The organism is Sporosarcina sp. ACRSL (genome assembly GCF_022346605.1).
Classification (GTDB): domain Bacteria; phylum Bacillota; class Bacilli; order Bacillales_A; family Planococcaceae; genus Sporosarcina.
Map to the genome: position 1 here is coordinate 181,273 of NZ_JAKRNT010000007.1, position 23,198 is coordinate 204,470.

30 protein-coding genes are annotated in these 23,198 nt (G+C 36.2%); 10 read left to right on the forward strand and 20 right to left on the reverse strand.

Going from position 1 to position 23,198, the window contains the following annotated elements; all coding sequences use genetic code 11:
* Positions 1-9: 9 nt before the first annotated feature.
* Positions 10-582, reverse strand: a complete 573-nt coding sequence (locus MHZ92_RS12060; RefSeq protein WP_239432031.1) for a histidine phosphatase family protein — start codon at positions 580-582, stop codon at positions 10-12.
* A 133-nt stretch (positions 583-715) separates the two neighbouring features.
* On the opposite strand from MHZ92_RS12060, the gene MHZ92_RS12065 reads away from it, so the two are divergent.
* Complete coding sequence (locus tag MHZ92_RS12065) at positions 716-1,453, forward strand: sulfite exporter TauE/SafE family protein (protein ID WP_239431947.1); 738 nt, start codon at positions 716-718, stop codon at positions 1,451-1,453.
* A gap of 240 nt (positions 1,454-1,693) precedes the next feature.
* Here MHZ92_RS12065 and MHZ92_RS12070 read toward each other — a convergent pair whose 3' ends face one another.
* The 4 genes from MHZ92_RS12070 to MHZ92_RS12085 all read right to left on the reverse strand — a co-directional run bounded on the left by MHZ92_RS12070 (position 1,694) and on the right by MHZ92_RS12085 (position 5,042).
* Positions 1,694-2,887: an ABC transporter permease gene (locus tag MHZ92_RS12070; RefSeq protein WP_255723508.1), complete on the reverse strand. Its 1,194-nt coding sequence runs from the start codon at positions 2,885-2,887 to the stop codon at positions 1,694-1,696.
* A 267-nt stretch (positions 2,888-3,154) separates the two neighbouring features.
* Positions 3,155-3,526, reverse strand: coding sequence for a topoisomerase (locus tag MHZ92_RS12075; RefSeq protein ID WP_239431948.1), 372 nt, complete (start codon positions 3,524-3,526; stop codon positions 3,155-3,157).
* 48 nt (positions 3,527-3,574) lie between these two features.
* Entirely contained in the window at positions 3,575-4,546 is a 972-nt protein-coding gene (locus MHZ92_RS12080; protein ID WP_239431949.1) for an anti sigma factor C-terminal domain-containing protein, read from the reverse strand.
* The gene (locus MHZ92_RS12085; RefSeq protein ID WP_239431950.1) at positions 4,530-5,042 is read right to left on the reverse strand and encodes an RNA polymerase sigma factor; all 513 of its coding nucleotides are present in this window, start codon (positions 5,040-5,042) and stop codon (positions 4,530-4,532) included. The genes MHZ92_RS12080 and MHZ92_RS12085 overlap by 17 nt, the downstream gene beginning before the upstream one ends.
* 1,248 nt (positions 5,043-6,290) lie before the next feature.
* Here MHZ92_RS12085 and MHZ92_RS12090 point away from each other — a divergent pair.
* Positions 6,291-6,887, forward strand: coding sequence for a nitroreductase family protein (locus tag MHZ92_RS12090; protein WP_239431951.1), 597 nt, complete (start codon positions 6,291-6,293; stop codon positions 6,885-6,887).
* Between the two features lie 116 nt (positions 6,888-7,003).
* The gene (locus MHZ92_RS12095; protein WP_239431952.1) at positions 7,004-7,810 is read left to right on the forward strand and encodes an aldo/keto reductase family protein; all 807 of its coding nucleotides are present in this window, start codon (positions 7,004-7,006) and stop codon (positions 7,808-7,810) included.
* Positions 7,811-8,157: 347 nt separating this feature from the next.
* Here MHZ92_RS12095 and MHZ92_RS12100 read toward each other — a convergent pair whose 3' ends face one another.
* The 7 genes from MHZ92_RS12100 to MHZ92_RS12130 all read right to left on the reverse strand — a co-directional run bounded on the left by MHZ92_RS12100 (position 8,158) and on the right by MHZ92_RS12130 (position 11,538).
* Complete coding sequence (locus MHZ92_RS12100; protein ID WP_239431953.1) at positions 8,158-8,502, reverse strand: hypothetical protein; 345 nt, start codon at positions 8,500-8,502, stop codon at positions 8,158-8,160.
* An 18-nt stretch (positions 8,503-8,520) separates the two neighbouring features.
* Positions 8,521-8,883: a hypothetical protein gene (locus MHZ92_RS12105; protein ID WP_239431954.1), complete on the reverse strand. Its 363-nt coding sequence runs from the start codon at positions 8,881-8,883 to the stop codon at positions 8,521-8,523.
* Between the two features lie 458 nt (positions 8,884-9,341).
* Entirely contained in the window at positions 9,342-9,482 is a 141-nt protein-coding gene (locus MHZ92_RS12110; protein ID WP_239431955.1) for a hypothetical protein, read from the reverse strand.
* 48 nt (positions 9,483-9,530) lie between these two features.
* Positions 9,531-9,752, reverse strand: coding sequence for a hypothetical protein (locus tag MHZ92_RS12115; RefSeq protein WP_239431956.1), 222 nt, complete (start codon positions 9,750-9,752; stop codon positions 9,531-9,533).
* Positions 9,753-9,816: 64 nt separating this feature from the next.
* Positions 9,817-10,218 (reverse strand): group-specific protein, encoded by a 402-nt coding sequence (locus tag MHZ92_RS12120; RefSeq protein WP_239431957.1) that lies wholly within the window; start codon positions 10,216-10,218, stop codon positions 9,817-9,819.
* A 78-nt stretch (positions 10,219-10,296) separates the two neighbouring features.
* The gene (locus tag MHZ92_RS12125; protein WP_239431958.1) at positions 10,297-10,953 is read right to left on the reverse strand and encodes a Type 1 glutamine amidotransferase-like domain-containing protein; all 657 of its coding nucleotides are present in this window, start codon (positions 10,951-10,953) and stop codon (positions 10,297-10,299) included.
* 57 nt (positions 10,954-11,010) lie between these two features.
* Positions 11,011-11,538 (reverse strand): hypothetical protein, encoded by a 528-nt coding sequence (locus tag MHZ92_RS12130; protein ID WP_239431959.1) that lies wholly within the window; start codon positions 11,536-11,538, stop codon positions 11,011-11,013.
* 334 nt (positions 11,539-11,872) lie between these two features.
* Here MHZ92_RS12130 and MHZ92_RS12135 point away from each other — a divergent pair, with 334 nt between their 5' ends.
* Both MHZ92_RS12135 and MHZ92_RS12140 read left to right on the forward strand, forming a co-directional pair.
* Positions 11,873-12,073, forward strand: coding sequence for a cold-shock protein (locus MHZ92_RS12135; protein WP_239431960.1), 201 nt, complete (start codon positions 11,873-11,875; stop codon positions 12,071-12,073).
* Between the two features lie 201 nt (positions 12,074-12,274).
* The gene (locus MHZ92_RS12140) at positions 12,275-12,826 is read left to right on the forward strand and encodes an NADPH-dependent FMN reductase (protein ID WP_239431961.1); all 552 of its coding nucleotides are present in this window, start codon (positions 12,275-12,277) and stop codon (positions 12,824-12,826) included.
* 44 nt (positions 12,827-12,870) lie between these two features.
* Here MHZ92_RS12140 and MHZ92_RS12145 read toward each other — a convergent pair whose 3' ends face one another.
* Entirely contained in the window at positions 12,871-13,500 is a 630-nt protein-coding gene (locus MHZ92_RS12145; RefSeq protein WP_370644698.1) for a protein-L-isoaspartate(D-aspartate) O-methyltransferase, read from the reverse strand.
* 81 nt (positions 13,501-13,581) lie between these two features.
* Positions 13,582-14,181, reverse strand: a complete 600-nt coding sequence (locus tag MHZ92_RS12150; RefSeq protein WP_239431963.1) for a TetR/AcrR family transcriptional regulator — start codon at positions 14,179-14,181, stop codon at positions 13,582-13,584.
* Between the two features lie 164 nt (positions 14,182-14,345).
* Between MHZ92_RS12150 and MHZ92_RS12155 the strand changes: the two genes are divergently transcribed.
* A complete protein-coding gene (locus MHZ92_RS12155; protein ID WP_239431964.1) occupies positions 14,346-15,098 on the forward strand; it encodes an SDR family NAD(P)-dependent oxidoreductase in 753 nt (250 codons plus the stop codon).
* 190 nt (positions 15,099-15,288) lie between these two features.
* Here the strand turns inward: MHZ92_RS12155 and MHZ92_RS12160 are convergent, their stop codons facing one another.
* Positions 15,289-15,705, reverse strand: coding sequence for a VOC family protein (locus MHZ92_RS12160; RefSeq protein ID WP_239431965.1), 417 nt, complete (start codon positions 15,703-15,705; stop codon positions 15,289-15,291).
* Between the two features lie 81 nt (positions 15,706-15,786).
* On the opposite strand from MHZ92_RS12160, the gene MHZ92_RS12165 reads away from it, so the two are divergent.
* A complete protein-coding gene (locus MHZ92_RS12165) occupies positions 15,787-16,434 on the forward strand; it encodes an RNA polymerase sigma factor (RefSeq protein WP_239431966.1) in 648 nt (215 codons plus the stop codon).
* Between the two features lie 119 nt (positions 16,435-16,553).
* On the opposite strand, the gene MHZ92_RS12170 is transcribed toward MHZ92_RS12165, so the two are convergent.
* From MHZ92_RS12170 to MHZ92_RS12185, 4 genes are all read right to left on the reverse strand, one after another.
* Positions 16,554-17,006, reverse strand: coding sequence for a hypothetical protein (locus tag MHZ92_RS12170; protein ID WP_239431967.1), 453 nt, complete (start codon positions 17,004-17,006; stop codon positions 16,554-16,556).
* Between the two features lie 180 nt (positions 17,007-17,186).
* Complete coding sequence (locus MHZ92_RS12175; RefSeq protein ID WP_239431968.1) at positions 17,187-17,897, reverse strand: class I SAM-dependent methyltransferase; 711 nt, start codon at positions 17,895-17,897, stop codon at positions 17,187-17,189.
* A gap of 130 nt (positions 17,898-18,027) precedes the next feature.
* On the reverse strand, positions 18,028-18,453 hold the full coding sequence (locus MHZ92_RS12180) for a tetratricopeptide repeat protein (protein ID WP_239431969.1): 426 nt from the start codon (positions 18,451-18,453) through the stop codon (positions 18,028-18,030).
* 396 nt (positions 18,454-18,849) lie between these two features.
* Positions 18,850-19,863 (reverse strand): C40 family peptidase, encoded by a 1,014-nt coding sequence (locus tag MHZ92_RS12185; RefSeq protein WP_239431970.1) that lies wholly within the window; start codon positions 19,861-19,863, stop codon positions 18,850-18,852.
* Between the two features lie 251 nt (positions 19,864-20,114).
* On the opposite strand from MHZ92_RS12185, the gene MHZ92_RS12190 reads away from it, so the two are divergent.
* Entirely contained in the window at positions 20,115-20,666 is a 552-nt protein-coding gene (locus MHZ92_RS12190; RefSeq protein WP_239431971.1) for a hypothetical protein, read from the forward strand.
* A gap of 79 nt (positions 20,667-20,745) precedes the next feature.
* Here MHZ92_RS12190 and MHZ92_RS12195 read toward each other — a convergent pair whose 3' ends face one another.
* Positions 20,746-21,666 (reverse strand): MBL fold metallo-hydrolase, encoded by a 921-nt coding sequence (locus MHZ92_RS12195; protein ID WP_239431972.1) that lies wholly within the window; start codon positions 21,664-21,666, stop codon positions 20,746-20,748.
* A 180-nt stretch (positions 21,667-21,846) separates the two neighbouring features.
* On the opposite strand from MHZ92_RS12195, the gene MHZ92_RS12200 reads away from it, so the two are divergent.
* A complete protein-coding gene (locus tag MHZ92_RS12200) occupies positions 21,847-22,284 on the forward strand; it encodes a hypothetical protein (RefSeq protein ID WP_239431973.1) in 438 nt (145 codons plus the stop codon).
* A 313-nt stretch (positions 22,285-22,597) separates the two neighbouring features.
* Complete coding sequence (locus MHZ92_RS12205; RefSeq protein WP_239432033.1) at positions 22,598-23,194, forward strand: histidine phosphatase family protein; 597 nt, start codon at positions 22,598-22,600, stop codon at positions 23,192-23,194.
* The last annotated feature ends 4 nt before the right edge of the window (positions 23,195-23,198 follow it).

Consider the following 23,198-nt stretch of genomic DNA (forward strand, 5'->3'; position numbering starts at 1 on the left):
GAAACCTCCTTACTTGGAAAGGTGGGATGTTTGGTTGAAGTCTTTTACTCTCCATGTACCTTGATGGAAGTATATATTGCTCATACACGCATTGAGTAACTTCGTTTTCCCGGATCCTATCTCACCGTTAGATAAAACAGCTAAAATAGCATTGATGACAGCACCATGTGCGACAAGCAATATTTGATGGTCGCCATACATTTGATTGATCTTCTCAATGCCTTCCATTACCCTCTGATTAAGGGATGCTCTGTCTTCTTGATTGGGATATTGTTTATCTGGAAACTTAGATATTCTTTCTTCGAATGTCATTCCTTCAGCGTCTCCATAACCCCTTTCCAAAAACTCTTCCATTTCAACAACAGGTACAGTGCGATTTCCATTAATAATTTCTGCTGTTTGTTTAGCTCTTTTTAGTGGACTCGTTATCACCACATTCCAATGCGATGTGTTAAGGAACTCACGACATTCCTCTGCTTGCAGCATACCCGTCTCATTCAAGGGGATATCAGTTCTTCCTTGAAGCTTTCCCAATGCATTCCAGTCAGTTTCTCCGTGTCTAATCAAGCGTATTGAAGTAATTTTAATTCACCCCTTTAAGTTACTTCTTTAATAAGTTCTATATTAGCAATTGAATTCCTTCTTATAGGATTCATACATAAGATGATACGTGGTAAACTGAATCTATTGTGTAATTCTGAAAGTAGGTTGTTCAATGGAATTTGTCATCTTTTTTATGATTGGAATTATAGGTAATGTAGTCGGCACATTGGTCGGAGGAGGGGGACTGATTAGCTTACCCACTATGTTACTGATGGGGTTACCCGTGCATTCAGCAATCGGTGCAAATAAGGTTTCCAATACTGTCAGTTCACTCTCAAGCTTCCTTGTCATATTAAAGAGAAAAGAAGTTTCCACGAAAGAAGCATTATTAGTCCTCATGTTTTGTCTTGGAGGAGGTATTTTAGGTGGACTCATTGCTTCCTTGTTAAGCGGAAATACATTAACGGTTATTGCAATCATTTTATTAAGCTTTGCATTTGTAACTTCCTTCATGAATACAGGTAATTTTGATGGAACTGAACAGTTTCATGCAAATAAAAAATCAGGAACTGCACTAATTGGCATAGGAATGTATGACGGAATGTTTGGGCCGGGAAGCAGTACACTTGCGATGTATTTATATGCAAGCCAAAAAATTGCCTATATCCGAGCAGTTGGCTTAGCAAGAGTTGGGGTTTTTGCAAGTTGTTTTGGTTCTGCCATCACTTACATATCAACGGGTAAAATTTTATGGCCACTTACCATAGCCTTAATGCTTGGATCCATTGTTGGTGCACAGTTCGGAGTAAGATTAGCTCGTAAATTAAAAACGGAACATGTAAAACCACTTCTTAGATTAGTAACAGTGCTGTTAATCTTACAAATGATTGTAGATTACTTTAATTTTTAAAAGTATCTTTTTTGAAGATGCTATTTGTACTACAATTCTGACCAGACAAACAAGGCGTCCCTCACACTTTTAGATCGACGCCTCCTTGATGTAAGATAGTATTTAAAGGGGTTCTCATAAAAAAATAAAATTCTATTCAACTTATTCTTCAACAATCCTGCTCTGTTAGTTGAACAAGAAAAGAGAGCTTTCTAAGCAGCTCCGATTTTTTAGTAAAGCACCCGTTAGTTGAATACCAAGCTATTCTTTTAAGGTGCTTCCTGAGACATTGACCCTCTTTGATACAAAGAAATACACGAATACATAAACAAATAAACTTCCAATTACAAGATAGTATATTTTAGCAGTAGAAGTATGAATGAACATAGCAAAATATAGAATAAATAATTGTCCATATAATATAACCAAGACAAACTTTAAGAAAGAATTATTTATCTGGGATTTAGAAATAGGGTAAAGTAATGCACTTTGTTTAATTTCATGTTGTAAAGGAATTACTTGAAGTCCAGTCATAAGTAAAATTAGGATATTAAAAATCCAACCACTTGTTGGTATAGCATAATTAACAAATATTCCAATCAAAGTTAATCTTAAATAAAGATAAAAATAATCATTATATCTTACAAACAAGTGTGAGTATAAATATACGAATGTGTTGCTTTGACTATATGGGATATACCTTTTAAGTATCATAGTAAGCAAACGTCTATTCCTAAAAGAACGGCTAAGATTAGGCACATCCATAAAAAAGTTAATAAATTTAAAGTTTTTTAATAAGGCATTTTCTTCCTCGACTATTAACCATTGCCAATTTATATTTCTTTTTTTTCCTATAATATAAATTAAAAAGATGGCATTTATACTCATTAAAATAAGCTCAAAAATCCATTCATTCTCAAACAAAAAGTAACACATAAAATATATTGAAAGAAACCTATTTAACCTATGTAACACAAGTTGTACATAGTCCTCTAACCATTGTTCAGTCCATTTCATTAAAATGTTATAAGCAGCAATCCCCACTATAAAAAAAAGAAAGGGAAGATTTATATTATCTGTGTGCAAAAATAGGGATAAAAAAACAGTTATGAAACTTACCAATTTAATAACATCAATAACCAAACTATATATAAGTGATTTAATAAAATATGACTTTAATTTCATTTCTAATGGCAACAAAAAGATTATATCTGCCCTTTTAAAAAACGTACGAACTTTTGTCTGTATTAAAATGTAGGTTACAAACAGTGATAAGATTACTTCAACAGATATTTGAGGAGGTATCCAATGAAAAAATAAATTAAAATAATAAATAAAGATAATGCTAATGAATATAAAAAAATAAACAACATTCGCACCAATGATTGAATAGTATCTGAACATTTTTTTATAAAATTCCTGAACCCTTAAACCCCATAATGATTTTATATCCATTAGTACACCATACTTTCATTGAATACTAGCTTAATGGCACTATTATTATCTTTCCCTTTTTTTACAATTGCCCCTGTCTTAATTGCTCCAATACAACTCATGACTGAATATTCTCCATTCGAGTCGTATATCCCTTCTTTAGTTCAATAAGAAAAAGGCTTTACTCCATCTGGAAGTAAAGCACCCGTTAGTTTAAGCACATTTCTTCACACACTTATAAAACTACTTCATTTTTAAGGAAGTTTGTATCCTTCAAGAAATTCACTGTTAGTATTTCTCTATCTTTATTTTCACCTTTATTTTTTCCTCGCTAGTTGTTCCTGTATCTGTTTCAGAAATGTTCTTAATAGAATTTTCAACTATTTGTTGAATCAACTTATCATCAATTTTTGCATCTTTCGGGAAACCTACTGATACTGTTAATTCATCAGTACCCCCATCTAACATTATTGCTAGTGAATCACTTGCAAGTTCTGTTTGCTCTGTAATAGATACTATTATTTCATTTTGTAATTCAGATAATAACCCGCTTTTCTGTGAAAATACTACTTCCATCTCGCTTTCTAATACCTCGGTTGTATTACATCCAACTAACAAGATTGAACAAAATAAAATTCTAAAAATTATAGCCCTTTTCATCGTTTCTAAATTCCCCTTTCAAAAATAAATTGCACATTCCACAACAGTTTAATATTGATCTGTTGTTGCTCCTAATGTAGCTCCCCGAATCATAGATTCATCACTAAACTTTATTAAATCACTTGGTTTCCCTGTAACTATCACACCAATAATTTTGAGGTTCTGCGGTTCTAGTTTTATTTCTCCCTGATTAGTTATGTTAGTAATAATTCTCTCTGCATCTTCTTGATAATCACCGCCATCTTCTTTTACCTTCTCTAAGGTCGAAATAAAATTAGAGGCAGAATAGGTTTCTGCAAACCGGTTATATGAAAAGCCATATGCTTGAAAACCATGGATAGTAGCATCTCGGAAATCCTCATCTTTGTTAAAATTATTATCTTTTTCTATTTGATCTTTACTAAAAGTATCTACCCAATACCATGCTAATTGTTCTTTAAATATCTCATTTACTTCCTCGATGGAGTATCCATCATCAAATGAAAAAGCCATCTCTACAACTTTGTTATCACCAATCACATTAAGTAACTGTCTGTCGTCAAATATTTGCTTATAATTTACTTGTGGTTGAAAAAATTCAACGACTCTTTTTCCCTCATAATACATAGGAATTCGCTCATCATCCGAGTAGCCAAAGCCAGAAGGACTGTTATTTGAAATAAGTCGAGATGAACCGAAAATAGTAAAAACTTTTTCCCGTTCCCCCCATGGAATTGGTACTCCTCCAACGATTTTTACTAACTTCGTTTTTGCTGTTGCAGAAGTTAGAGAATAATTAAATATGCCTCCTCGCTCTTCGACGTTGGCGCCCATAACCCCGTTCCAAGCCGAATCTAAGTCGGTCTCCTTTACCATTTTTATTTTCATTACTGTATCGCCAATAAAATATAGTCCAAATAATACTATGACACTAATAACGAATGAAATAAGTACCATTTTAATCATTGACCGTTTCTTTGCTTGTTTTACTAATTTCTCAAACTCAAAATCTTTTGGAAAAAACTCATTTTCTGTGTCCATTTTCATACCTCCTATATTGTTCTATAAATTCTTTTCTTGCCCTATGGAGAATAGTTTTAACAGATCCTTCTTTCATGCTATAAAGCTCTGCTATCTCTTTTATTTTTAATCCTGTACTATATTTCAGAAGAAGCAATTGCCTGTATTTCGGTTTTAATTTAGTTAAGATTTCATGAATATCTCTTTCTAGTTCACTTTGCATGAAGGCTTTTTCAGGTGTTTCTTCCTCAAATAGCTCTTGTACATTGAATTTCAATAATATATCTCTTCGTCTAGTTTTCTTACGGGACATATCATAGTATTGATTTACTGCTACTCTAAAAAGCCAACTTTGAGTATTATTAAACTGGACTGAGTCTATATATTGTAAAAATTTATAAGCAGTATCTTGAATAATATCTTCTGCATCCTCCTTTGAAGCACCCATTTTTATTAGGTAAGAGTAAACAAATTTTAGTATCTCATTTAGTTTTTCCCCCATCATGGAATCATTCATTTCAAACCTCCCACCTTTAAAACGTTTCAATAATAAAAAGGTTAACAAAACAATTACAACGTATATTTCTTTAGTTGAGAAATAAAAAAGAACTTGGCAAGAAAGTTTTCGCTTCTCGCCAAATTCATTAGAAGATATTGTTTAGAAAATATATTGATTACAATTAATTAATCTTCGACAGCCACTGGCTATTTATAGTTAGTTCTACCCTATGTTCGTTTTACCACTATTTGTGTGTTCACTCCAATTAATCTTAAACAACCTTTATATGAATTACCAACAAATCACTTGAACTCTTCCTCCACAATCTGGCCCGGTTGCTGAACAACAGTTAAACAACACTCTTCAACTAAACTGCCGCGTTAGTTGAACAAGGAAAAGGAGCCGTCTAGGCAGTTTAACGAACTTTAAGTAAATCATCCGATCGCTTAATAACCATTTATTGTGAATTGATATACGTTAAAGACAAACCACAAAAATAGAAGAGAATGTGCTACTAAGCTCAGTATAATTGAAGCTTTTTTGTATAGCTTTTTTTTCAAATATATAAAAATGAAAAGTAAGAAAAGAAATTGTATCAATAACATTGGGATACTGAAAACAAGAAAAAGCATAAATTCCTCAGCTTCGGTGATCATGTACCCTTTACTCTCGTCAAGCCTACTTAGCGAAACAATAATTTCAGCGATTTTAGTAGAAACCCATATAAAGCAGAAGTTTATTATAAAAAATATAACCCCTATTAATTTGCGAATTCTGTTCAAAGCATTGCCCCCTGTAGAACATTAAATATCTCATTTTGAAATCCCTTTTCCTTTAGATTCTTCTTACATTAACTGGTGCTCAATAAGGATAGTAAAATATTACGCCAAAAAACGCTTGATTTTGTAAATTATTTATTCACTAGCCCCATGGAGCTCAACGATCATTAATAATTCTGCTCAATGATTATAACCGAGGAAAATATCTTGTTTCTCCACTCCGCAACTGGTGCTCATCTTCATTACCAACCCTTCAATTACTTGAAGCTTACTTAAATAGTTTCCATCTAGTTCCATCTATACGAATGACAAGTTAAACGGTTTCACAATATAAGGACACTCTTAAAATAGTTAATAATTTTATGTAGTTTCACCTAATGAAACAAAATTGGCTTATTTTGATTTGCAGTTTTATTTCTTCTACACTATATATGTGGCTAGCACAAGTTCAGCCAAATATATATTTCAGAACTAAAGGAGAATGAATATGTCAACATTTGTAGAGTTAGTAGAAAAGCGCCGTTCGATTTACGCATTAGGAACGAATAGCGAGTATTCAAAAAAGGATATTGAAAATAGAATTCGCGAGGTTGTCAAACAAGTACCTACAGCTTTCAACAGCCAAACAACACGTGTTGTTGTATTATTCGATGAAGCAAAGAATAAATTTTGGGATCACATTTATGATGTTCAAAAAAATATTCTTGAAGGTGGCATGCAGGAGTGGATGTCAGGTGTTGTAACGGGTGCTAAAAATGGGATTGGTACAGTACTGTTCTTTGAAGATCTTGATGCAGCTAAACAAATGCCGACACAAGGAGCACGTACAGAAGCTTATAAACAAAACAACAATGCAAACGCACAATATGCTGTTTGGTTAGCCTTAGCAGAAATGGACTTAGGGGCAAGCTTACAACACTTTAATGTTGGCTATGAACAAGGTTTCGATAAAGCAACTAGAGAAATGTTCAATCTACCAGAAACATACGAAATGATTGCACAAATGCCATTTGGTTCAATTGAACAAGATATTGATGAAAAAGAACATATCGATACAGACGTTCAAGTAAAAGTTTTTTCTTAATGAAAAGCGTTTAGACTCGAAGGAACATAAATCTACTGCCAATAAGGCCTAGGTAATCTTAAAAAGACCAACTAGGCTTTATCTTTGATAAGGTATATAGCAGAGGAGAAATTAGGATGAAAAATATTACATTAAATAATGACGTCGAAATTCCAATTATCGGTAGTGGCACAAATACGTACGGCAAAGAGGGAAACCAATATTCTGGACCCTTAAGAGGAGACACTCAAGAAATAGACTGGGCAATTGAAAATGGCTACCGTCATTTTGACTCTGCTCAAGTTTATAACAATGAACAAGTTCTCGGAGAAGGGTTGAAAAAATCCTCTCTACCTCGTGAAGAATTCTTTATCACTACTAAGCTAAATACTTATAAAGGTTTCGGTGGTGCAGACTGGGCGCATGCAGAAATCGAAAAAAGTTTAGAGAAATTACAAACTGACTATGTTGATTTATTCCTCATCCATTTCCCATGGGATCATCATGATGAAATAGTAGAGGCTTGGAGTATTTTGGAAGACTACTATAACCGTGGCGTGTTTAAATCAATCGGTGTTTCGAACTTTACGAAAGAACATCTTGATCTGATTCTCAAAAACGGAAAAATTAAACCAGCCGTTAACCAGATTGCCTCTTACGTTGGAAAATGGAATGAAGAATTAATTGCTTATAATAAAGGTAATGATATCGCGACTGTAGCATGGTCTCCATTACGCGGTATCGATGAAAATGCTAAGCAAGTTCTAGAAGAAATCGGCAACCAATACGGAAAGACATACGCGCAAGTAGTATTGCGTTACCAAATTGAACGTGATGTTATTGTCATTCCTAAGTCTCATAATAAAGATCGTCAAGCACAAAGTTTAGATATCTTTGACTTTGAACTAACAGTAAACGATCGTGAACGCATTGCTACCCTTTAAGTAAAGATAGGTTTTAGCGTTTCATTTTGAAGGATTCTTCTAAAATGAAATGCTTTTTTTTATCGAGTGTTTCCTTCTCCACACAAATCTATTTAGGCCCAATAAAATAGGCAAGTATAGGAAGTGAAATTATGACGAATACACTTTGAAAAAAAGTAAAAGTGATATCTTTTTTCCAACCATTTTTTTTAGGGTAACGGTTTGTGATTCTTTGAAATACAAGTAAAACGATCCACCAACATAACAAAGCGATAATCACTGAATTGAAGCTGCCGTAAAAATCGTTGAACATTTAATTACACCTCCGTCCCCATACATAAAATAATGTACCCGTTAGTGCATAAGGGTTACTGTTTCTGAGCTGCACATCTTTTTGCATATGTAGAAGGCGAAAATGATACTTTGTATTTTCCTTCAAGTTCTTTTTGTACTTTTTCAGTTAGTTTCAATCCTTGTTTATTATGTTCTTCTTCAAGTTCAGCTCCGTTAAGGACTATTCCATCAGTATCCCAATCGATCCATTCACCATATTTCGACAACCACTCAAATAGTTCAGACTTCAACTCGTTAGAAATTGGAACATATTCAATGTCAAAGTTGGAAAAACATTTATTACACCAAATGGCGTCGGCTCCTATATCTGCTTCAACTTTTAAATCATGTGTTTCGTAACATCCACATAGATTTATCATATTGTTTGTCGTCTCCCTTTAGTTAGAGATTATTGAGCTTTTCTTCATTTGATCCCGAAAAAGTAAGATGGTTTGAATTGTCAGCGCTATACAAATCAAAGAAATGAGTAGTCGTAAAATACGATCATCCGCAGACAGGTTAGACGAAAAACTGAGCAACAGCCAGAATGCAGAAGATAATGTGTGTACCCCGAATTGAACTCCCCATAGGGCTTGCTTGACCATGTTATACACTTTATTACGAGTTAATTTCCTTATCAAAAGGAAGATGACAACTCCTAGTCCTACTGTTAGTAGCAATGACTTCATGAAGCTTGAAGTTAAAGGAATCGGCTCTTCCCAAGGCATGTCGATATAAATTAGGTTAAAGAGATTGATCATATTAAATAAAAAAAGAAGAGGAGAACCGCCAAGAATAGAGCCCACTCACTTATAAAAAGTAATGGGGTTATCACTCTTTTCAACTTTTTCACCTACCCTTTGCAATAACTGTTTTATTCGCAGTTATTTCTGCAACTATCAAAGAGAGTATAATATCAAGCAAAGTACCACAGAAGAACTTAGTTACTTAAATAAGAACAAAGTTTATATACTTACTATCACCGAGTAAATGAGTAATATTGCCAAAATAATACCGATAGCATATTTAGAAAAATGCTTCAGTCGATCATTCTCGAAGGTCTTAATTAGCAAGTAAAAAAAGCCGATTACCCAAATGCCATTTTGAAAAAAAGTTGCAATTATATTTCTATACATATTGATGTAAAAATATAAGTCCAATAATGACGCCTCCTACTGAATCACTTACGACAGTTCAGCTATCGCGCCAGATTTGAAACTCATTTAATTTTTTCGTTTATTTGTTTCAGTAATTCTATTATTTCTTCATTTTGTTTTGTTCCTCTTTGAAGAAGTGCATCTATAGAAAGGAGATGTATTATCACTACAATCACGAACAGTAGGCCTAAAATAAACTCCATCATCATTCCACCCCTTCGCTATTCACCATGCTTTCTTAATTACGTTAACTAAATACTTTGCGGAAAAGTAGACGCAGGAAGTACCCCGAATATCAATAGGAATATTTCAAAACCATCGTTAGTACCGTTCCATATCCAACGGTTAAATACATATCCAAGTATTTTCGTATATTGAACAATAAATAGTATGACTAATACTGTAAAGCCAATCTCTTTCATTTCTAACTTCGTTGTATCAACTTTTTTCTTATTTAAATATTCTTCTTCCATAAAATACTTACCTCCCTCTATTCTGTTTTGATAAGACAACTCCAATCTCTAAGTAAAGCACCCGTTAGGATAATAACACTTGGTCTGATATGACTTTTTCCATTAATTCTTCAATAGTACCAATACACTTATGGACTTCTGGTAGATGGTAAAACGTGCTGGTCGTCTCAAATTTATTTACTTCATCAGTTGGTGAATAGAGATATATTCTTTTTTCCAGTCCGAGAGCAATGCCTAATTCAATATGGCTTCCTTTGCCTGCTGGTAATAAGATTATTACAAAGTCTGCTGCCATTACAGCATCCTTTTCTTTTATTCCGATGTTTTTTAAATCCTCAATTGTTGATGCTCTATCGTTTCCTGTCCAATCATAAGTTTGAATAAAGCCTTTATCTTTTAATTGCATACTAACCAAACGAACTGTTTCAATGTTACTGAAACCCGAAGCAACATAAAACTTTCTCAATTCTTGTTTCCCCCTTAATAAAAAGCCTGCCCTTAAGCTTAAAAAAAGGAAAATGGTTTTCCTTCTTGTCGGCTACTACTAGAGCGTCTCATCTAACTTCTGAATCTTTGAGTCGGAAATTAAAAAAACATTGCCCAAAATGTCGATTTTGTCTCCCTTTACACGTACAGCGCAATCTTTGTTCGACGCATAAATATTTATTTCTTCCGATAGGGGAGATAGTTCGCTTTGAACCATTGTCATGTTATTTTCAAGGTCAAAATGAGAAAGAAGGGAAAAATTGTCTAGACCGATTCCGTCGTAAACAGAGCTCATTTCAACTTCAAATCCAAATTTTTTCGAGCATAACCATTTAGCGGACATGTTGATTGCACCAGCGCTTGCTCCCATCACAACGGCGCTGCTTTTTTTAATCGAATCCGTTAATTCATATTCCTTCAAAAAACCATTTTGATTAAGTGCATTCCCACCCAACAAGAAAATGACGGAAGCATTTTGAAGGATCGATTGGGCATCTTCCTTCTGTACGCGGTAATTAATAAAATGATATTCATCAAACATAATGCCAGCCTGGTCAAGCCACGAGCGTTCAGTGGCACCATCATCTTCAAAAATAGATGGATTCGAGCTAATCATAGCAAGCGATTTTCTATCAGTTATATCCTCCTGTAATACCCTAGCCAAATTCTCTGGAAAGAAATTGTTAAACCAACCTAAATAATAGTGAGTTTTCATAAGTACCTCCTAAGTACCTCCTAAGCAAAGCGCGTCACTCGTTCTGTTTTCGTATAGTTACGCTTCCTCAATCGTCTTAAAAATAAGTGAATACACGTGTTTTATATGCTCTTCCGTCTTTTCACTGTTATATAAACCAATTCCCCAATTTTTTACAACATCTTCTTCCTCTTCTTTTACTGTCAGCACCCCAACAGCATAGCTCTTCCCGATTGCCCAGCCCCAACTGGCATCATATTCCACGTCTTTCACTGTAAAAGGGATAGGGTTGCTAGCTGAAATGAAAAAGATGGGGATGGGGGACTGTAAGTACACATCCGCATACTGGCTTTCTGATGCTTCGACAAGGTTTTCTTCTGTAATAATGACAGCATCATACGAACCGATCGCTTCACTTGTTAATTCATCGAAGGAAACACTCTCGAACGTGACCTGTTCTTCTCCCACAACTGGCGGATCCCCAACTACTGCTATGCTTAAAGGTTTCCCCTCATACAATTTGAATTCCAGTTTTGGACTACAAGCTGATAGTGCTAGTAGAAGAAGTAACCATGTGAAATAAAGACTCATCCCTTTTCTTTTCATATGAACCCCCCTCTACTCACATATTAGCATAATATTCCAACAACCTTTAAGTAAAATTAAAAGAAGGACGAATGAAAACAGGTTCACACAATTCCGATTTGAGTGGGGGACTGATACCTCACATGTTATTCAAAGTTTCCTCAACACTTCATTCAACTTAACAATCGTCCGATTTGCTATTTCCTCACAAACGTGTTATTCTTAATAAGAATTATTTTTGTTCTATTTCAGATCGAAAATATATTTTATCTGAATATATTTTGTTTTTCGTCTAAGGGTTTGAGCAAGGATAGTATCATATTGTGTGGGATATCCGCACGAGGAGGCAACAATAATGGAACAAGGTACAGTTAAGTGGTTTAATGCAGAAAAAGGTTTTGGATTCATCGAGCGTGAAGGTGGAGAAGACGTATTCGTACATTTCTCAGCTATCCAAGGTGAAGGCTTCAAATCTTTAGACGAAGGTCAAACTGTAACATTTGAAGTTGAACAAGGACAACGTGGCCTACAAGCTGCAAACGTTCAAAAAGCTTAATAACGCTTTTAAAAGACCCTACATGTAGGGTCTTTTTTTGTGCTTTCATTAGGTGAATTAAACCGTTGTCTTCAAGCTTTTTCAAAAAGGTAAGAGAGACTTACCAAGCATTGTAATTGATTCCCTATTACGTGATGTATAGACTAATAGATGGAAGGGAACTTTCTGATTTTACTAACACAAAGGATAGGTGATCAAAACATGGTTAAAGTAGCAATCATCAGTGGTAGTTTAAGAAAAGAGTCGTTTTCTACAAAAATTGCTAAAAGTGTAGGAGAACTATTTCCAGCTGGATATGAAACACAATTCGTCGAAATTGGAAATCTTCCTCTGTACAACGAAGATATTGATACAGAGAGCAATGTCCCAGCAGAATATACGGCATTCCGAAACACCATTAAAGAATGTGATGCTGTCCTTTTTGTTACACCTGAGTATAACCGTTCCATCTCGGGCGCATTAAAAAATGCATTAGATGTTGGTTCACGTCCTTATGGAAAAAGTGTTTGGGATGGTAAACCCGCAGCGATCATTAGTCAATCGATTGGGAACTTAAGTGGATTTGGTGCAAACCATCATTTACGTCAAAGCCTTGTGTTTTTAAATATGCCAACCGTCCAACAGCCTGAAGTGTACCTAGCAAATTCCCCAGAACTATTTGATGAGAACGGAAAGCTGAATGAAGGTACAACAGAATACTTACAATCCTTCGTGAATATGTTCATTGATTTAATTATTAGATATCAAAGATAACTAAAAAAGTTGGAGCATTAGACTTTCTAATGCTCCAACTTTTTTTATTCATACTTTCCTTTCAACGGAACAAACCTCACTTCATCCAACACGGTCGTCTCGATGTCCCCGTCTTCCTCTTTTTCCAGGAGCAACAATTCCTGATGAAGGGGTGTGCCTACAGGGATGATCATTCTTCCTCCAATCGCTAATTGCTCCACGAGTTCAATCGGCACTTGAGCAGCGGCGGCGGTCACCATAATTCGGTCGTAAGGCGCGTGTTCATCCCAACCAGTGCTGCCGTCATCCAGCTTGAAATGGATGTTAGTAAAACCGGCTTCATCCAATCTTTCTTTTGCCCGTTCATGCAGCTCGGCAATTCGTTCGATTGTATAAACGGTTTTCGAGAAGGCGGCGAGTAGGGCAGTTTGGAAGCCAGAGCCCGTTCCGATTTCCAGCACTTTTGCTTCGGGTTGCAAATCGAGCGCCAATGTCATTTCGAGTACGAGGGAAGGTTGGGAAATGGTTTGTTCATACCCAATTGGAATGGCCTCGTCCATATAGGCGAATTCTTTCAGTTCATCCATGAAAAAGGAACGATCTAGTTTTTGGAAATAAGTAATGATGTCTTCACTATGATTGGCCATTTCATATACCCCTTCGTGTAATAGTAGCTGACCTTGTATATTCATCATTTCCTGTAACGCATATTCGCAAACATAAAAAGGCCTTAATCCATTGATGGATCAACGCCTTCGTTAGAATAATAAGTGTCTCTAATTTATTATTTGAATGGTTCCAAGTGAATATTTAAAGATTTTTACTAGCTCTTCTGAGAATACTTCTGGTTCAGTAGGGCAATCAGCAATAACCCACTCCATTATTAATCCGATTAATCCGTATGCATAATATTTATTTATTAAATTCTTATCGATTGCATTCTCATCAGTTGGGTCCTGCATTTCAAAATCCTCTAAATATAGATTAACGAATAAATTCGTCAATTTACGACTGAAATCAATTTGCAGATTTTCTCCCAATAAGATTTTATAATATTTCCCGTATTGTTGAAAATGTTTAATGATAAAGATAGGTTCATTATCTAATTTTTGAATATTGATTGAGTCCTCATTGATATAGGAACTTCTCTGTGCCTTGATAGCCTCATTAAATAGATAGTCAATAATTTCATTTAACAGATCATCTTTTTGTTTGTAATGAATATAGAATGTCCCCCTACTATATCCTGCAAAATCGATGATGTCCTTTATCGTAATCTGTTCATACTTTTTTTGTTCAAGTAATTCCAGTAATGCTTTATATAAATTTATCTTTGTTCGTTGTACTCTCTTATCTAAATACTGAAATTCAACCATCATTTTCCCTCACAATTTTTTTAGACATTCTTAGTAGGTATGTCTATTAGTGAACATTTTTCGGTTTTCTATACATTGTTTTAATTATACTAAAGCATTAAACTTAAATTGTAGGAAGAATTGATTTGAAACCGATTTCAGAAATGCAAATTGGAGGTAATCACATGAAAAGATTAGAAGGTAAAGTTGCAATTGTAACTGGAGCAGGTGCTGGACAAGGTGCTGCTGAAGCTAAATTGTTCGCACAAGAAGGAGCAAAAGTTATCGCGACAGATGTTGCATTTGAAAATGTACAAAATGTTGTAGAAGAAATTAATGCAGAATATCCTGGTAGTGCAATTGCTCTTAAACATGATGTATCTTCTGAAGAACAATGGCAAACAGTAGTTGAAGAATCAATTAAGAGTTTCGGGAAAATAGATATATTAGTTAATAATGCTGGTATTCTTGCTACGAAGCCGTATCAAGAAACCACTATCGACTATTGGAATTTAGGCATGAATATTAATGCTTGGAGCCAATTTATTGGTATGAAAACTGTTGCTCCTTATATCAAAGAAGCAGGTGGCGGATCAATCGTGAATATTGGTTCTATGGCAAGTATTGATAACTCTGGCGGTTTCAACGTTTATACTGCAAGTAAAGGTGCAGTTGAAGCACTTACACGTGCAGCTGCAGTACAATTTGGACCAGATAATATCCGTGTAAATTCTGTTCATCCAGGTGCAATCGCTACTAAAATGTTAACTGATACAATCACTACAGATGAGGCAATGCAAGGTGTTATCGGTATGATACCGCTTGGCCGAGTTGGCGAACCTGTCGATGTAGCCAAACTAGTTTTGTTCCTAGCAAGTGATGATTCAAACTACATTTCTGGTACTGCGAACATCATTGATGGTGCGATGAGATTATAATAGAAGATATCAAAAAGCTGCAATCGTCAATTGCAGCTTTTTTTGCATTTCATTGAAGTAAGCGAAGTTTAAAGGGATTTAGGCATAGTGGCCGAATAGTAAATAAAGAGAAGTCATTAACTTGTACAATAAGAAAAACCGATCTTCAGATTGACTAGAAGATCGGTTTACATGCATGAACGAATAAAATTTAGTTAGCTTCTTGCATTTTTCTCACATTGTCCGAATGGAATGGAGAATTTTCAACTTCATTTACGACACTATATGGGTTGCCATCTAAATCGAAGAAGTCAAAGAATTTCATGCCACCGAAATCATCTATTTCGGTAGTGACAACGCCATTGTTGTTAAAGTGAGTAAAGGCAGCTTCAATATCATCCACTACAAAGTTATAATAAGAATTTTTCTGATTCCCTTTGATCGTAAATTCGGTAGGCTGCGGAGTTTCAACTTGTACTAAGGCTAGCTGTGCTGAACCAGTTGGTAAATAGTAGCCAACTCCATCTTTCCAACTATCAATTTTCTTCACACCGAGATTCTTTTCGTACCATTCTGCAGATTTTTCAATGTTTGTTACTGGAATAAAGATACCACCAATTTTAAACATAAAATTCCTCCTTTAATTGAAATTCCTATTTACAACGTTTGAAATAGCGTAAAAGTTACAAATAAAAATGAGGTGACTAAAATGATTTTTGAAGATGTAGAGCTTGAGATTAAAAAACTATACAAATATTGTTTAAAGTTATCAGGGTCACCATGGGTTGCCGAAGATTTAGTACAAGAGACGATGTTAAAGGTGTATAAACTAAAGAATGCAGAACCAGAACGACAGTTCAATTTTTCATTTCTATGTACGGTGGCTAAAAACCTTTTTATTGATGATAAAAGAAAAATGAAAGAGACCATTCATTTTATTGAAGATTTTTATGGTGAAGCGTGTGATTCATTAGAATACGATAGTCTTCTTGAGGTTTTATTTACTTCCTTACCGTTAAAACAAGCGATGCTCATCACCTTGAAGGATGTTTTTGGATACACCACAAAGGAAATCGCAGCCATGTTGCGAGTGAGTAATGAATCGATTAAAACAGCACTTCATCGTTCAAGGAAGAAGCTTACATCAGCCACTGAAATAGACAGGGAGGTTGCACTTCCTAACCACCAAATTATTGTAGGATTATCAAGGGCCATTAAGGAATCCAAACCAATGCACGTTTTTTATTATTATCGACTATTGGAAACACGAAATTTTAAAATGAAAAGAAGCCCCGAACAATCTGTCATCCATGTGATCGATCCAGATGGAAATATATTAGAGCTTCTGTCTCGGTAAATTATTCTTTGGTCATTTATTAGGGATTAAAAATGCAAAAAATGAGCTGGGGAAACCTCTCTCCAAGCTCATTGTATTTTGCAGTCCGCTTTTTATTGAAGCACCCGCAAGTTTAAGTGTCACGCTTCACTACTTCTTTTGTTAAACAAAGGCTGCATAATAATTTGCAAATGATAGTAAAGGAGTGAAGCTATTATTCCAACAGATAACAAACTAAATGTCTCTGTATTATATACAATATCCCCATTTGAAATTATAAACAAGAAAATCAATGTGCTAACTATACCCGCTAATATATACCATATAAATTTTCTCAAGTATCTTTTACCTCTTGAGTCAAGTTGATATTTCACGCTTATTTTATCAATCACAAATGACCAAATAACACCTGCAATAATAAAGACAGGACCTGAGTATGTAGCGAAAATAACAAAAATTCCTGTTAGAGAGATATATGAAGAATTCGGTTCTCTATTAGAAACAGGCGTGTACGCAAATATCGCAATCGAAACACAAAATAAGACTGTCGCAATAACTCCTATTAAGATTCGTTTAACTATTTCATTTACCATTTAGTAACCTCCTTCTATTGTTTATCACTCCATTGGTTCACACTTAATCAAAATTGCCCGTCAGTTGGACAAGAAATAAAGAGCCGTCTAAGCAACTCCGATCTTCAAGTACAGCACCCATTAGTTGAAGAAGCAAAACCACCTAAATTGGCAGTTGTTCCTTAACCAAGCTCCTAATAGTTAAATACTAATTTTTCTAACAACATAAGTTATAGCATTTGTTTTCAATAAAACATCTTTTTCATCACGTACAATTTTATATTCAAACGGCTTAACCCAATTATTTAATATTTCCCACCCATCGTATATTCTATCTAATCTATTTATCATATCTTCTGTCTTAAGATTGATTTCCATCATAACATCTAATCTTTGGTTGGATTTTATATCAATTTCTTCTACTTCTGAATTAACAATAATACAGTTTATTCCCTCATTTTTTGTTCCTAATGCCATTTGTCTAATTACACTTTCAAAAATATCTTCTGATTCAACGTGTTCTAAAGTCGATACAGCAACAATATAGTCATATTCATTTTTTTTAATCTTGTAATGTCCTATATCTGCTTTTTGAGGTTTTATCACTTCTTTTACTTCATATTCTTCGCTATATAGCTTTAATTTATCTAATGCTGAATCTAATAAATCTACACAAACAACTTGCCCATTTTTTTCTTTTATCTCTTGGGCAATTGGGATACTATTTCTTCCCACTCCTGAACCTAAATCCAAGACCCGAATATTTTCTTTACTTTTAAATAAAGGCAGTAAATCCATTACTGTTTTTACTGGTTTGTATAACCAAGAACCTTCTTCAAATAATTTGTAGTTTTCATAACAAAAATCGTGATACTTTTTTTCTTCTTTACGAATTAAACCAATTCTACTCAATCGTTAATCCTCCTAAAAAATATATTTAGTTTAATATTCTCTACTAAATACCTAATACCTTGTTCAACTAAGCTGCCGTTTTAGTTGAACAAGAAAAAAGAGCCATCTAAGCAGCTCCACAACAGGACTATTAATTTAATATCCACTTTGATGATTCGGATTTCTCCAGCCAATAATTTGCTTTAGCAGTATCTTTAGCTACTCCAATACCCATCTCGTATTTCTTACCTACGTTAAACATCCCGCTTAAATCTCCACTATTCGCAGCCATTAAATTCAATTCAAATGCTTTTGTTAAATCTTTTTCTACACCTATTCCATATCCATAAAGATAACCTAAGTTGACCATAGCTGTTGTATTTCCATTCTTAACACTTTCTAAATACCATTTTAGGCTTTCTTCATAATCAACATTTACATGTATTCCTTCTTGATAATAGTAAGCTAACATTCCTTGTGCCTCTGCATCTTCTTTGTGTGCCAAAGCATGTAATTCTTCAATTGATAGCTGACTATAATCCTTTTCCAGATCTAATAGAAGATACAAACCAACCACTGAAATTAAGGCTACAATAAAGATGAAATTTTTCTTTTTTATAGTAATCTCCTCTGTTCTCTCTAATTCACTCTAATCCACTTTATTGTAAAGTTTATTGTGAATATTTACAACTATAATTATATTATTCTTATTGAAGTAATCTTTCCCATAGTTTAAGAAGAAAGATGAACAGTACTTTTCTGATACATCATATAAAAACTACTTCGATGTCCTTCCGAATTCACCTGATGCGAGGAGGGCGGTCTGGAAGTCTGCCAACTGCAAAGTAAGGTTTTCCTCTTGACCTAGTAGCACAAAATAATCAACTGCACCTTTAATAACGCACGAATGCATTCAAGCCCTTCCATATTACAGTGGAAGGGCTTGAATGCTTGCTATTTTCTTCTGAATTTTTTATTTTACGTATCTTCTCGCACCAGCATACTCTTTTGCAAATCCAGTAGCAGCGATTACATCGATACGTACGTGAGTTGATGAGTTTGGAGAATGTAGCATTTTGCCGTCACCAATATAGATACCTACATGGTGAACTCTTCCTTTCCCTTCTTGGTAAGCGAAGAAAACGAGGTCTCCAGCTTGAAGATCCTCTCTGTCGACAGGTGTGCCATGTGTAGCCTGAACGGAAGAATCTCTTGGGATGACAATGCCGTGCGCATGATAGATCGTGTGTGTGAATCCTGAGCAATCATATCCAAAGCCAGATGTCCCTGCCCATAAATAAGGAAGGTTTAAGAACTTCATGCCGGTCTCGACGATATCATTACCCGTTGGAGATGGGATATCTTGTTCATGATTATAGATAGTTACATCTGATTTTTTTAGCCACTTCTTGCCGTCACTTGGCGTAGCGACCAACACTTCGTTTTCGAATTCTTGCAAAACGGGTAACCTGGTGTTGAAGCTTAGCTCAAGGAATTCATTCTCTGTTCTTTTTTCATTATATAACCAAGCTGTAGGTGAAGTGACGAGGGCAAACGGTCGGTGCAGCTGGTTTTCAAAGCTTGGATCCTTAGCTAATTGGACTGCGGGCATCCAGCCAGGATATCCTATTTCACTTTTAGGGGTAGGGTGCGTGTGGACAGCAACCTTCACCCAATCACCATTATTTTCAAGCACTGTTACTTTGGCACCGTATAAAGCTTGCGTTTCCAGTTTTCCGACTAGACCAAGTTTGTCTTGATACGTCATACTGGTTGTCCATTTTCTTAAATCAACAGGGTTCGTCGCGGAATACTTGTCAACCTCTCTTAGTAAATTTGGTGCTGTCCAAATTGTTGCCGCAGTAACATCAATATAGTACATACCGCCGACTTCTTTGCTTTCTGCTGACACACCGCCCGTTGGGAATAAATACGAACCTGATAAAATTAATACAACTACGAGCAAGAACTTGATGCATTTCTTCATTTCAACCATCCCCCTTTTAGTTGGTATTGACACATTAATCCCTCATACACTACCAGTATATGTCCAAGCCTTATAGAGTTAATAGATGAAAAATAACCATTTCCTGAATATATAACCAAATTACTATTTTAAGAGTTTTCAACTAGAACCGGGGGAAACACCAACAATAGGAATTCCATGGAAATATTAACAACCAATACGAAACCTATGTGCTGTCCTCTCCGTATTACCATTTGGGGAGGTGGGCAGAATTGTTAGATAAAAATGAACCACGACACATTTTCATGGCTTTTTCGTTTGGAATTATTGTAATTTCTCCTGTATTTCTTGTGCTGTTGCCGTCGTTTATTGCCAATAATCTTTACCAAGTAACTAACACTTGGGTCGTTGTTGTTCCGGCGAAGGTGTATGTGTTGTACGGGCTTGGTATGCTATTTCTATTCATGGCCACTTTTTTTCTTTGGATTATGTCTGTGAATAAAACATCGAAATGGCTAGCGGCAATATGCGTCCTCCTATCGATTTCATTAATGGCGGATGGATCCGCGCGTTATATAGGCGTGTCGACGGATGGTATTTCATTCAAAAGGGGAGTGGCAGAGACAGGTCAGCACTATGCGTGGAGCAACATTCAGCACGTCGTTTATCGTGAGAATCCGCAAGGGGGAGGGTTTCCGAAGTTCGATTTCTATTTTAAGGATGGGGATATGGTTACGTTGCCCGAAAATCGGAATGTGCGCGTGTTCCACAATATGATACGCAAGACTCTTCAGAATGAAGAAATTGAAGTGAAGCGTAAATGAACGGGTTACAACCATGAAAGATTATTGGCGAAAAGTTTATGTCCCGGATCTGAGGTTGAAAACAGATCCGGACATTTTTTTACATCCACCAAGTCTCCCCGACGAGCAGTTTCTTTAATTTAGAAGGATCCAATTGCAATCTGTTCCACTCTGCATCCAATCTAGCTATGGCTTCCGGGCCGGTATCATCCGCCAAATGATAGGTGCCATAATGCATCGGGATGAATGTATGAGCTTCCAACTCCAAAAAGGCCTTTACCGCGTCTTCCGGGTTGATATGGCTTTCTTTCAAGAACCACTCCGGCTCATAGGCCCCGATCGGCATTAGCACTGTTTGGATGTTGAACTTCTCGGCAATCTCTTTGAATCCGCGAAAATATCCTGTATCTCCGACAAAATAAATGGAGTGCTCCTCATTTTCGATGATCCAGCCGCCCCAATGGGATGTATTCGTGTCGGTGAGTGTCCGTTTCACCCAATGTTGCGCAGGGACAAACGAGAACGTCATGTCAGCCATCTCGAACCAATCATACCAATTCGCCTCAAACACTTTTTCATATCCCCGCTTTTTAAACGCATGTCCCAACCCGTTTGGAACGTAATACGTAGGGTTTCCTTTCAGCCTTTTTATCGTCGGGAAATCCAAATGATCATAATGCCCATGGGAAATGAAGACAACATCGATTTCTGGCAGATCCGTCAATACGATTCCAGGCGCTGTCAGTCGTTTTGAAATGCCCATCCAGTTTGCCCAGACAGGATCGGTGAGCATATTCAAACCATTCATCTGAATCAAAAATGTAGAGTGTCCAATCCATGTGATTGAGATGCCTGTGCGATTGTTCTTTAGTTTTTCGACTTCCTTGTGCGGCGCTTGCTCGATACGAATGCTAAGATCCTTTTTATTCTGCCTGTGCTCCTTCTGCCAACGGCGAAAGTCCGCAAATGTTTTTGTCGTTTCCACTTGATCTAGATTTGCAAAACGATGCTTCCGTGACATGACGTACCTCCATCGGTTATGGTTGCTAGTAGTTTAACACGCGAAACAGTCTCAATACGATCATGGTGAACCTGCGCTTTAATGCTTTTAAAATTAATTTATCCAAAAAGTATCCTTTTCATAAAATCCCGCCTATATAACGTATGAAAGGTCTGGTCAGCATAGGGGAGGGAATGGGAATTGGAACTGACAGTGAAAGAGTTGCTTCATGACGCGTTTTTGTACGATTTGCCTCTAATGGCGCATACCGTTTATTACGCATTACAACAAGGGCTTGTGCATCTGGATGATCCTGAAAGTCGGATACCTTACAAGGAATTGGATTACGACGAGATTACGAAAATGAAGGACGATAATTGGCTGCGGATGTGTACGGTCAAGCTGTTCGTTGTGCCGTTGGGAGGTAAACGGTTTGCGTTTTACTTGGCGGAAACTCCTGAAGAGGTGAGGGTAGAGCATCGTACTATATATGGTGGGGTTGCTAGGCGGGTGAACGACGTGAGCCACAAGATGGTCATGTCGATTTATTGTGAGGTGACGAAAAGGTCGCAGTCGTTTTGGGAAATCAAGAGAGAGGTACTGCAATTTCCGTATTATGTTGGGGAGGTGGGTGGGTAAATGGGGAGGCTGAATTTATATCGAACATTTCCCGCGGGTTATCGTTCATTTCCCAGAAGTTATCGATCAATTCGTGAAGGATTTCGTTCATTTCCCAAAAGTTATCGTTCATTTCCCAAGTGTTATTGTCATTTTGTGACTTTTAACCTAGTTTTATTAAGGGTATAAAAATTGTTTGACATCCCGCTTATCTTATATTTTACATGGTGGCTGGGTGAAGCTCTTGTGAACTACTACATATACAGGTAGAATTTACATATAAATGTAAATGCAGGAGGAATCTATGGTGAATCAAACAACAACTTCTCATCCGATGGAAATACTAATCATCAGACATGGCCAATCGGAGGCGGATCTTTTGGACGTTCATGAAGGAAGGGCGGACTTCCCGTTGACTGAGTTAGGAGAAGCGCAAGCAAGAAAGATGGCCATGTCCGTTGCGAAACAATACCCTCCTGAAATCATCTTGTCGAGCACTTTGAAAAGGGCAAGTGGCACAGCGAGGATATTGCAGGAGGCCATCGGATGTGAGATCCGGTTTTATGATGATTTGAGGGAAAGGAATAATGGGGTGTTGGCAGGGATGCCAAGAAAGGAAGCGGCAATCAAGTATCCGTTGCCGAAAGGGGGCAGGCCGTTACATATACCAATCCAAGATGGAGAGTCCGAACTTGAATTTCGTTATCGAGCCGAACGGATCTTCCAGGAGATTTTATATGATTATCGGGAGTATCAAAGAATTGCGATTGTGTCGCATGGCGGGATGATTTCCAATCTACTCAAATCATTTCTCAAACAGCCCTACGGCGATTTTAGATTTTTTACAGGGGATACAGGAATCCATCTGCTTGAACAAAGGGAAGACATGCGTGTCATCAAGTTTCTGAATAAACTGGAGCATTTAATGTAAATCT

What these genes read in the sequence shown, in the direction of transcription:
- MHZ92_RS12080 (WP_239431949.1), bottom strand. Translation starts at nt 4,546, where the DNA reads ATGGACACAGAAAATGAGTTTTTTCCAAAAGATTTTGAGTTTGAGAAA.
- MHZ92_RS12100 (WP_239431953.1), bottom strand. Translation starts at nt 8,502, where the DNA reads ATGATAAATCTATGTGGATGTTACGAAACACATGATTTAAAAGTTGAA.
- MHZ92_RS12140 (WP_239431961.1), top strand. Translation starts at nt 12,275, where the DNA reads ATGGTTAAAGTAGCAATCATCAGTGGTAGTTTAAGAAAAGAGTCGTTT.
- MHZ92_RS12170 (WP_239431967.1), bottom strand. Translation starts at nt 17,006, where the DNA reads ATGGTAAATGAAATAGTTAAACGAATCTTAATAGGAGTTATTGCGACA.
- MHZ92_RS12105 (WP_239431954.1), bottom strand. Translation starts at nt 8,883, where the DNA reads ATGATCAATCTCTTTAACCTAATTTATATCGACATGCCTTGGGAAGAG.
- MHZ92_RS12145 (WP_370644698.1), bottom strand. Translation starts at nt 13,500, where the DNA reads ATGATGAATATACAAGGTCAGCTACTATTACACGAAGGGGTATATGAA.
- MHZ92_RS12070 (WP_255723508.1), bottom strand. Translation starts at nt 2,887, where the DNA reads ATGGATATAAAATCATTATGGGGTTTAAGGGTTCAGGAATTTTATAAA.
- MHZ92_RS12195 (WP_239431972.1), bottom strand. Translation starts at nt 21,666, where the DNA reads ATGTCACGGAAGCATCGTTTTGCAAATCTAGATCAAGTGGAAACGACA.
- MHZ92_RS12125 (WP_239431958.1), bottom strand. Translation starts at nt 10,953, where the DNA reads ATGAAAACTCACTATTATTTAGGTTGGTTTAACAATTTCTTTCCAGAG.
- MHZ92_RS12205 (WP_239432033.1), top strand. Translation starts at nt 22,598, where the DNA reads ATGGAAATACTAATCATCAGACATGGCCAATCGGAGGCGGATCTTTTG.
- MHZ92_RS12130 (WP_239431959.1), bottom strand. Translation starts at nt 11,538, where the DNA reads ATGAAAAGAAAAGGGATGAGTCTTTATTTCACATGGTTACTTCTTCTA.
- MHZ92_RS12115 (WP_239431956.1), bottom strand. Translation starts at nt 9,752, where the DNA reads ATGGAAGAAGAATATTTAAATAAGAAAAAAGTTGATACAACGAAGTTA.
- MHZ92_RS12160 (WP_239431965.1), bottom strand. Translation starts at nt 15,705, where the DNA reads ATGTTTAAAATTGGTGGTATCTTTATTCCAGTAACAAACATTGAAAAA.
- MHZ92_RS12085 (WP_239431950.1), bottom strand. Translation starts at nt 5,042, where the DNA reads ATGAATGATTCCATGATGGGGGAAAAACTAAATGAGATACTAAAATTT.
- MHZ92_RS12110 (WP_239431955.1), bottom strand. Translation starts at nt 9,482, where the DNA reads ATGGAGTTTATTTTAGGCCTACTGTTCGTGATTGTAGTGATAATACAT.
- MHZ92_RS12065 (WP_239431947.1), top strand. Translation starts at nt 716, where the DNA reads ATGGAATTTGTCATCTTTTTTATGATTGGAATTATAGGTAATGTAGTC.
- MHZ92_RS12165 (WP_239431966.1), top strand. Translation starts at nt 15,787, where the DNA reads ATGATTTTTGAAGATGTAGAGCTTGAGATTAAAAAACTATACAAATAT.
- MHZ92_RS12150 (WP_239431963.1), bottom strand. Translation starts at nt 14,181, where the DNA reads ATGGTTGAATTTCAGTATTTAGATAAGAGAGTACAACGAACAAAGATA.
- MHZ92_RS12155 (WP_239431964.1), top strand. Translation starts at nt 14,346, where the DNA reads ATGAAAAGATTAGAAGGTAAAGTTGCAATTGTAACTGGAGCAGGTGCT.
- MHZ92_RS12095 (WP_239431952.1), top strand. Translation starts at nt 7,004, where the DNA reads ATGAAAAATATTACATTAAATAATGACGTCGAAATTCCAATTATCGGT.
- MHZ92_RS12090 (WP_239431951.1), top strand. Translation starts at nt 6,291, where the DNA reads ATGTCAACATTTGTAGAGTTAGTAGAAAAGCGCCGTTCGATTTACGCA.
- MHZ92_RS12185 (WP_239431970.1), bottom strand. Translation starts at nt 19,863, where the DNA reads ATGAAGAAATGCATCAAGTTCTTGCTCGTAGTTGTATTAATTTTATCA.
- MHZ92_RS12075 (WP_239431948.1), bottom strand. Translation starts at nt 3,526, where the DNA reads ATGAAAAGGGCTATAATTTTTAGAATTTTATTTTGTTCAATCTTGTTA.
- MHZ92_RS12135 (WP_239431960.1), top strand. Translation starts at nt 11,873, where the DNA reads ATGGAACAAGGTACAGTTAAGTGGTTTAATGCAGAAAAAGGTTTTGGA.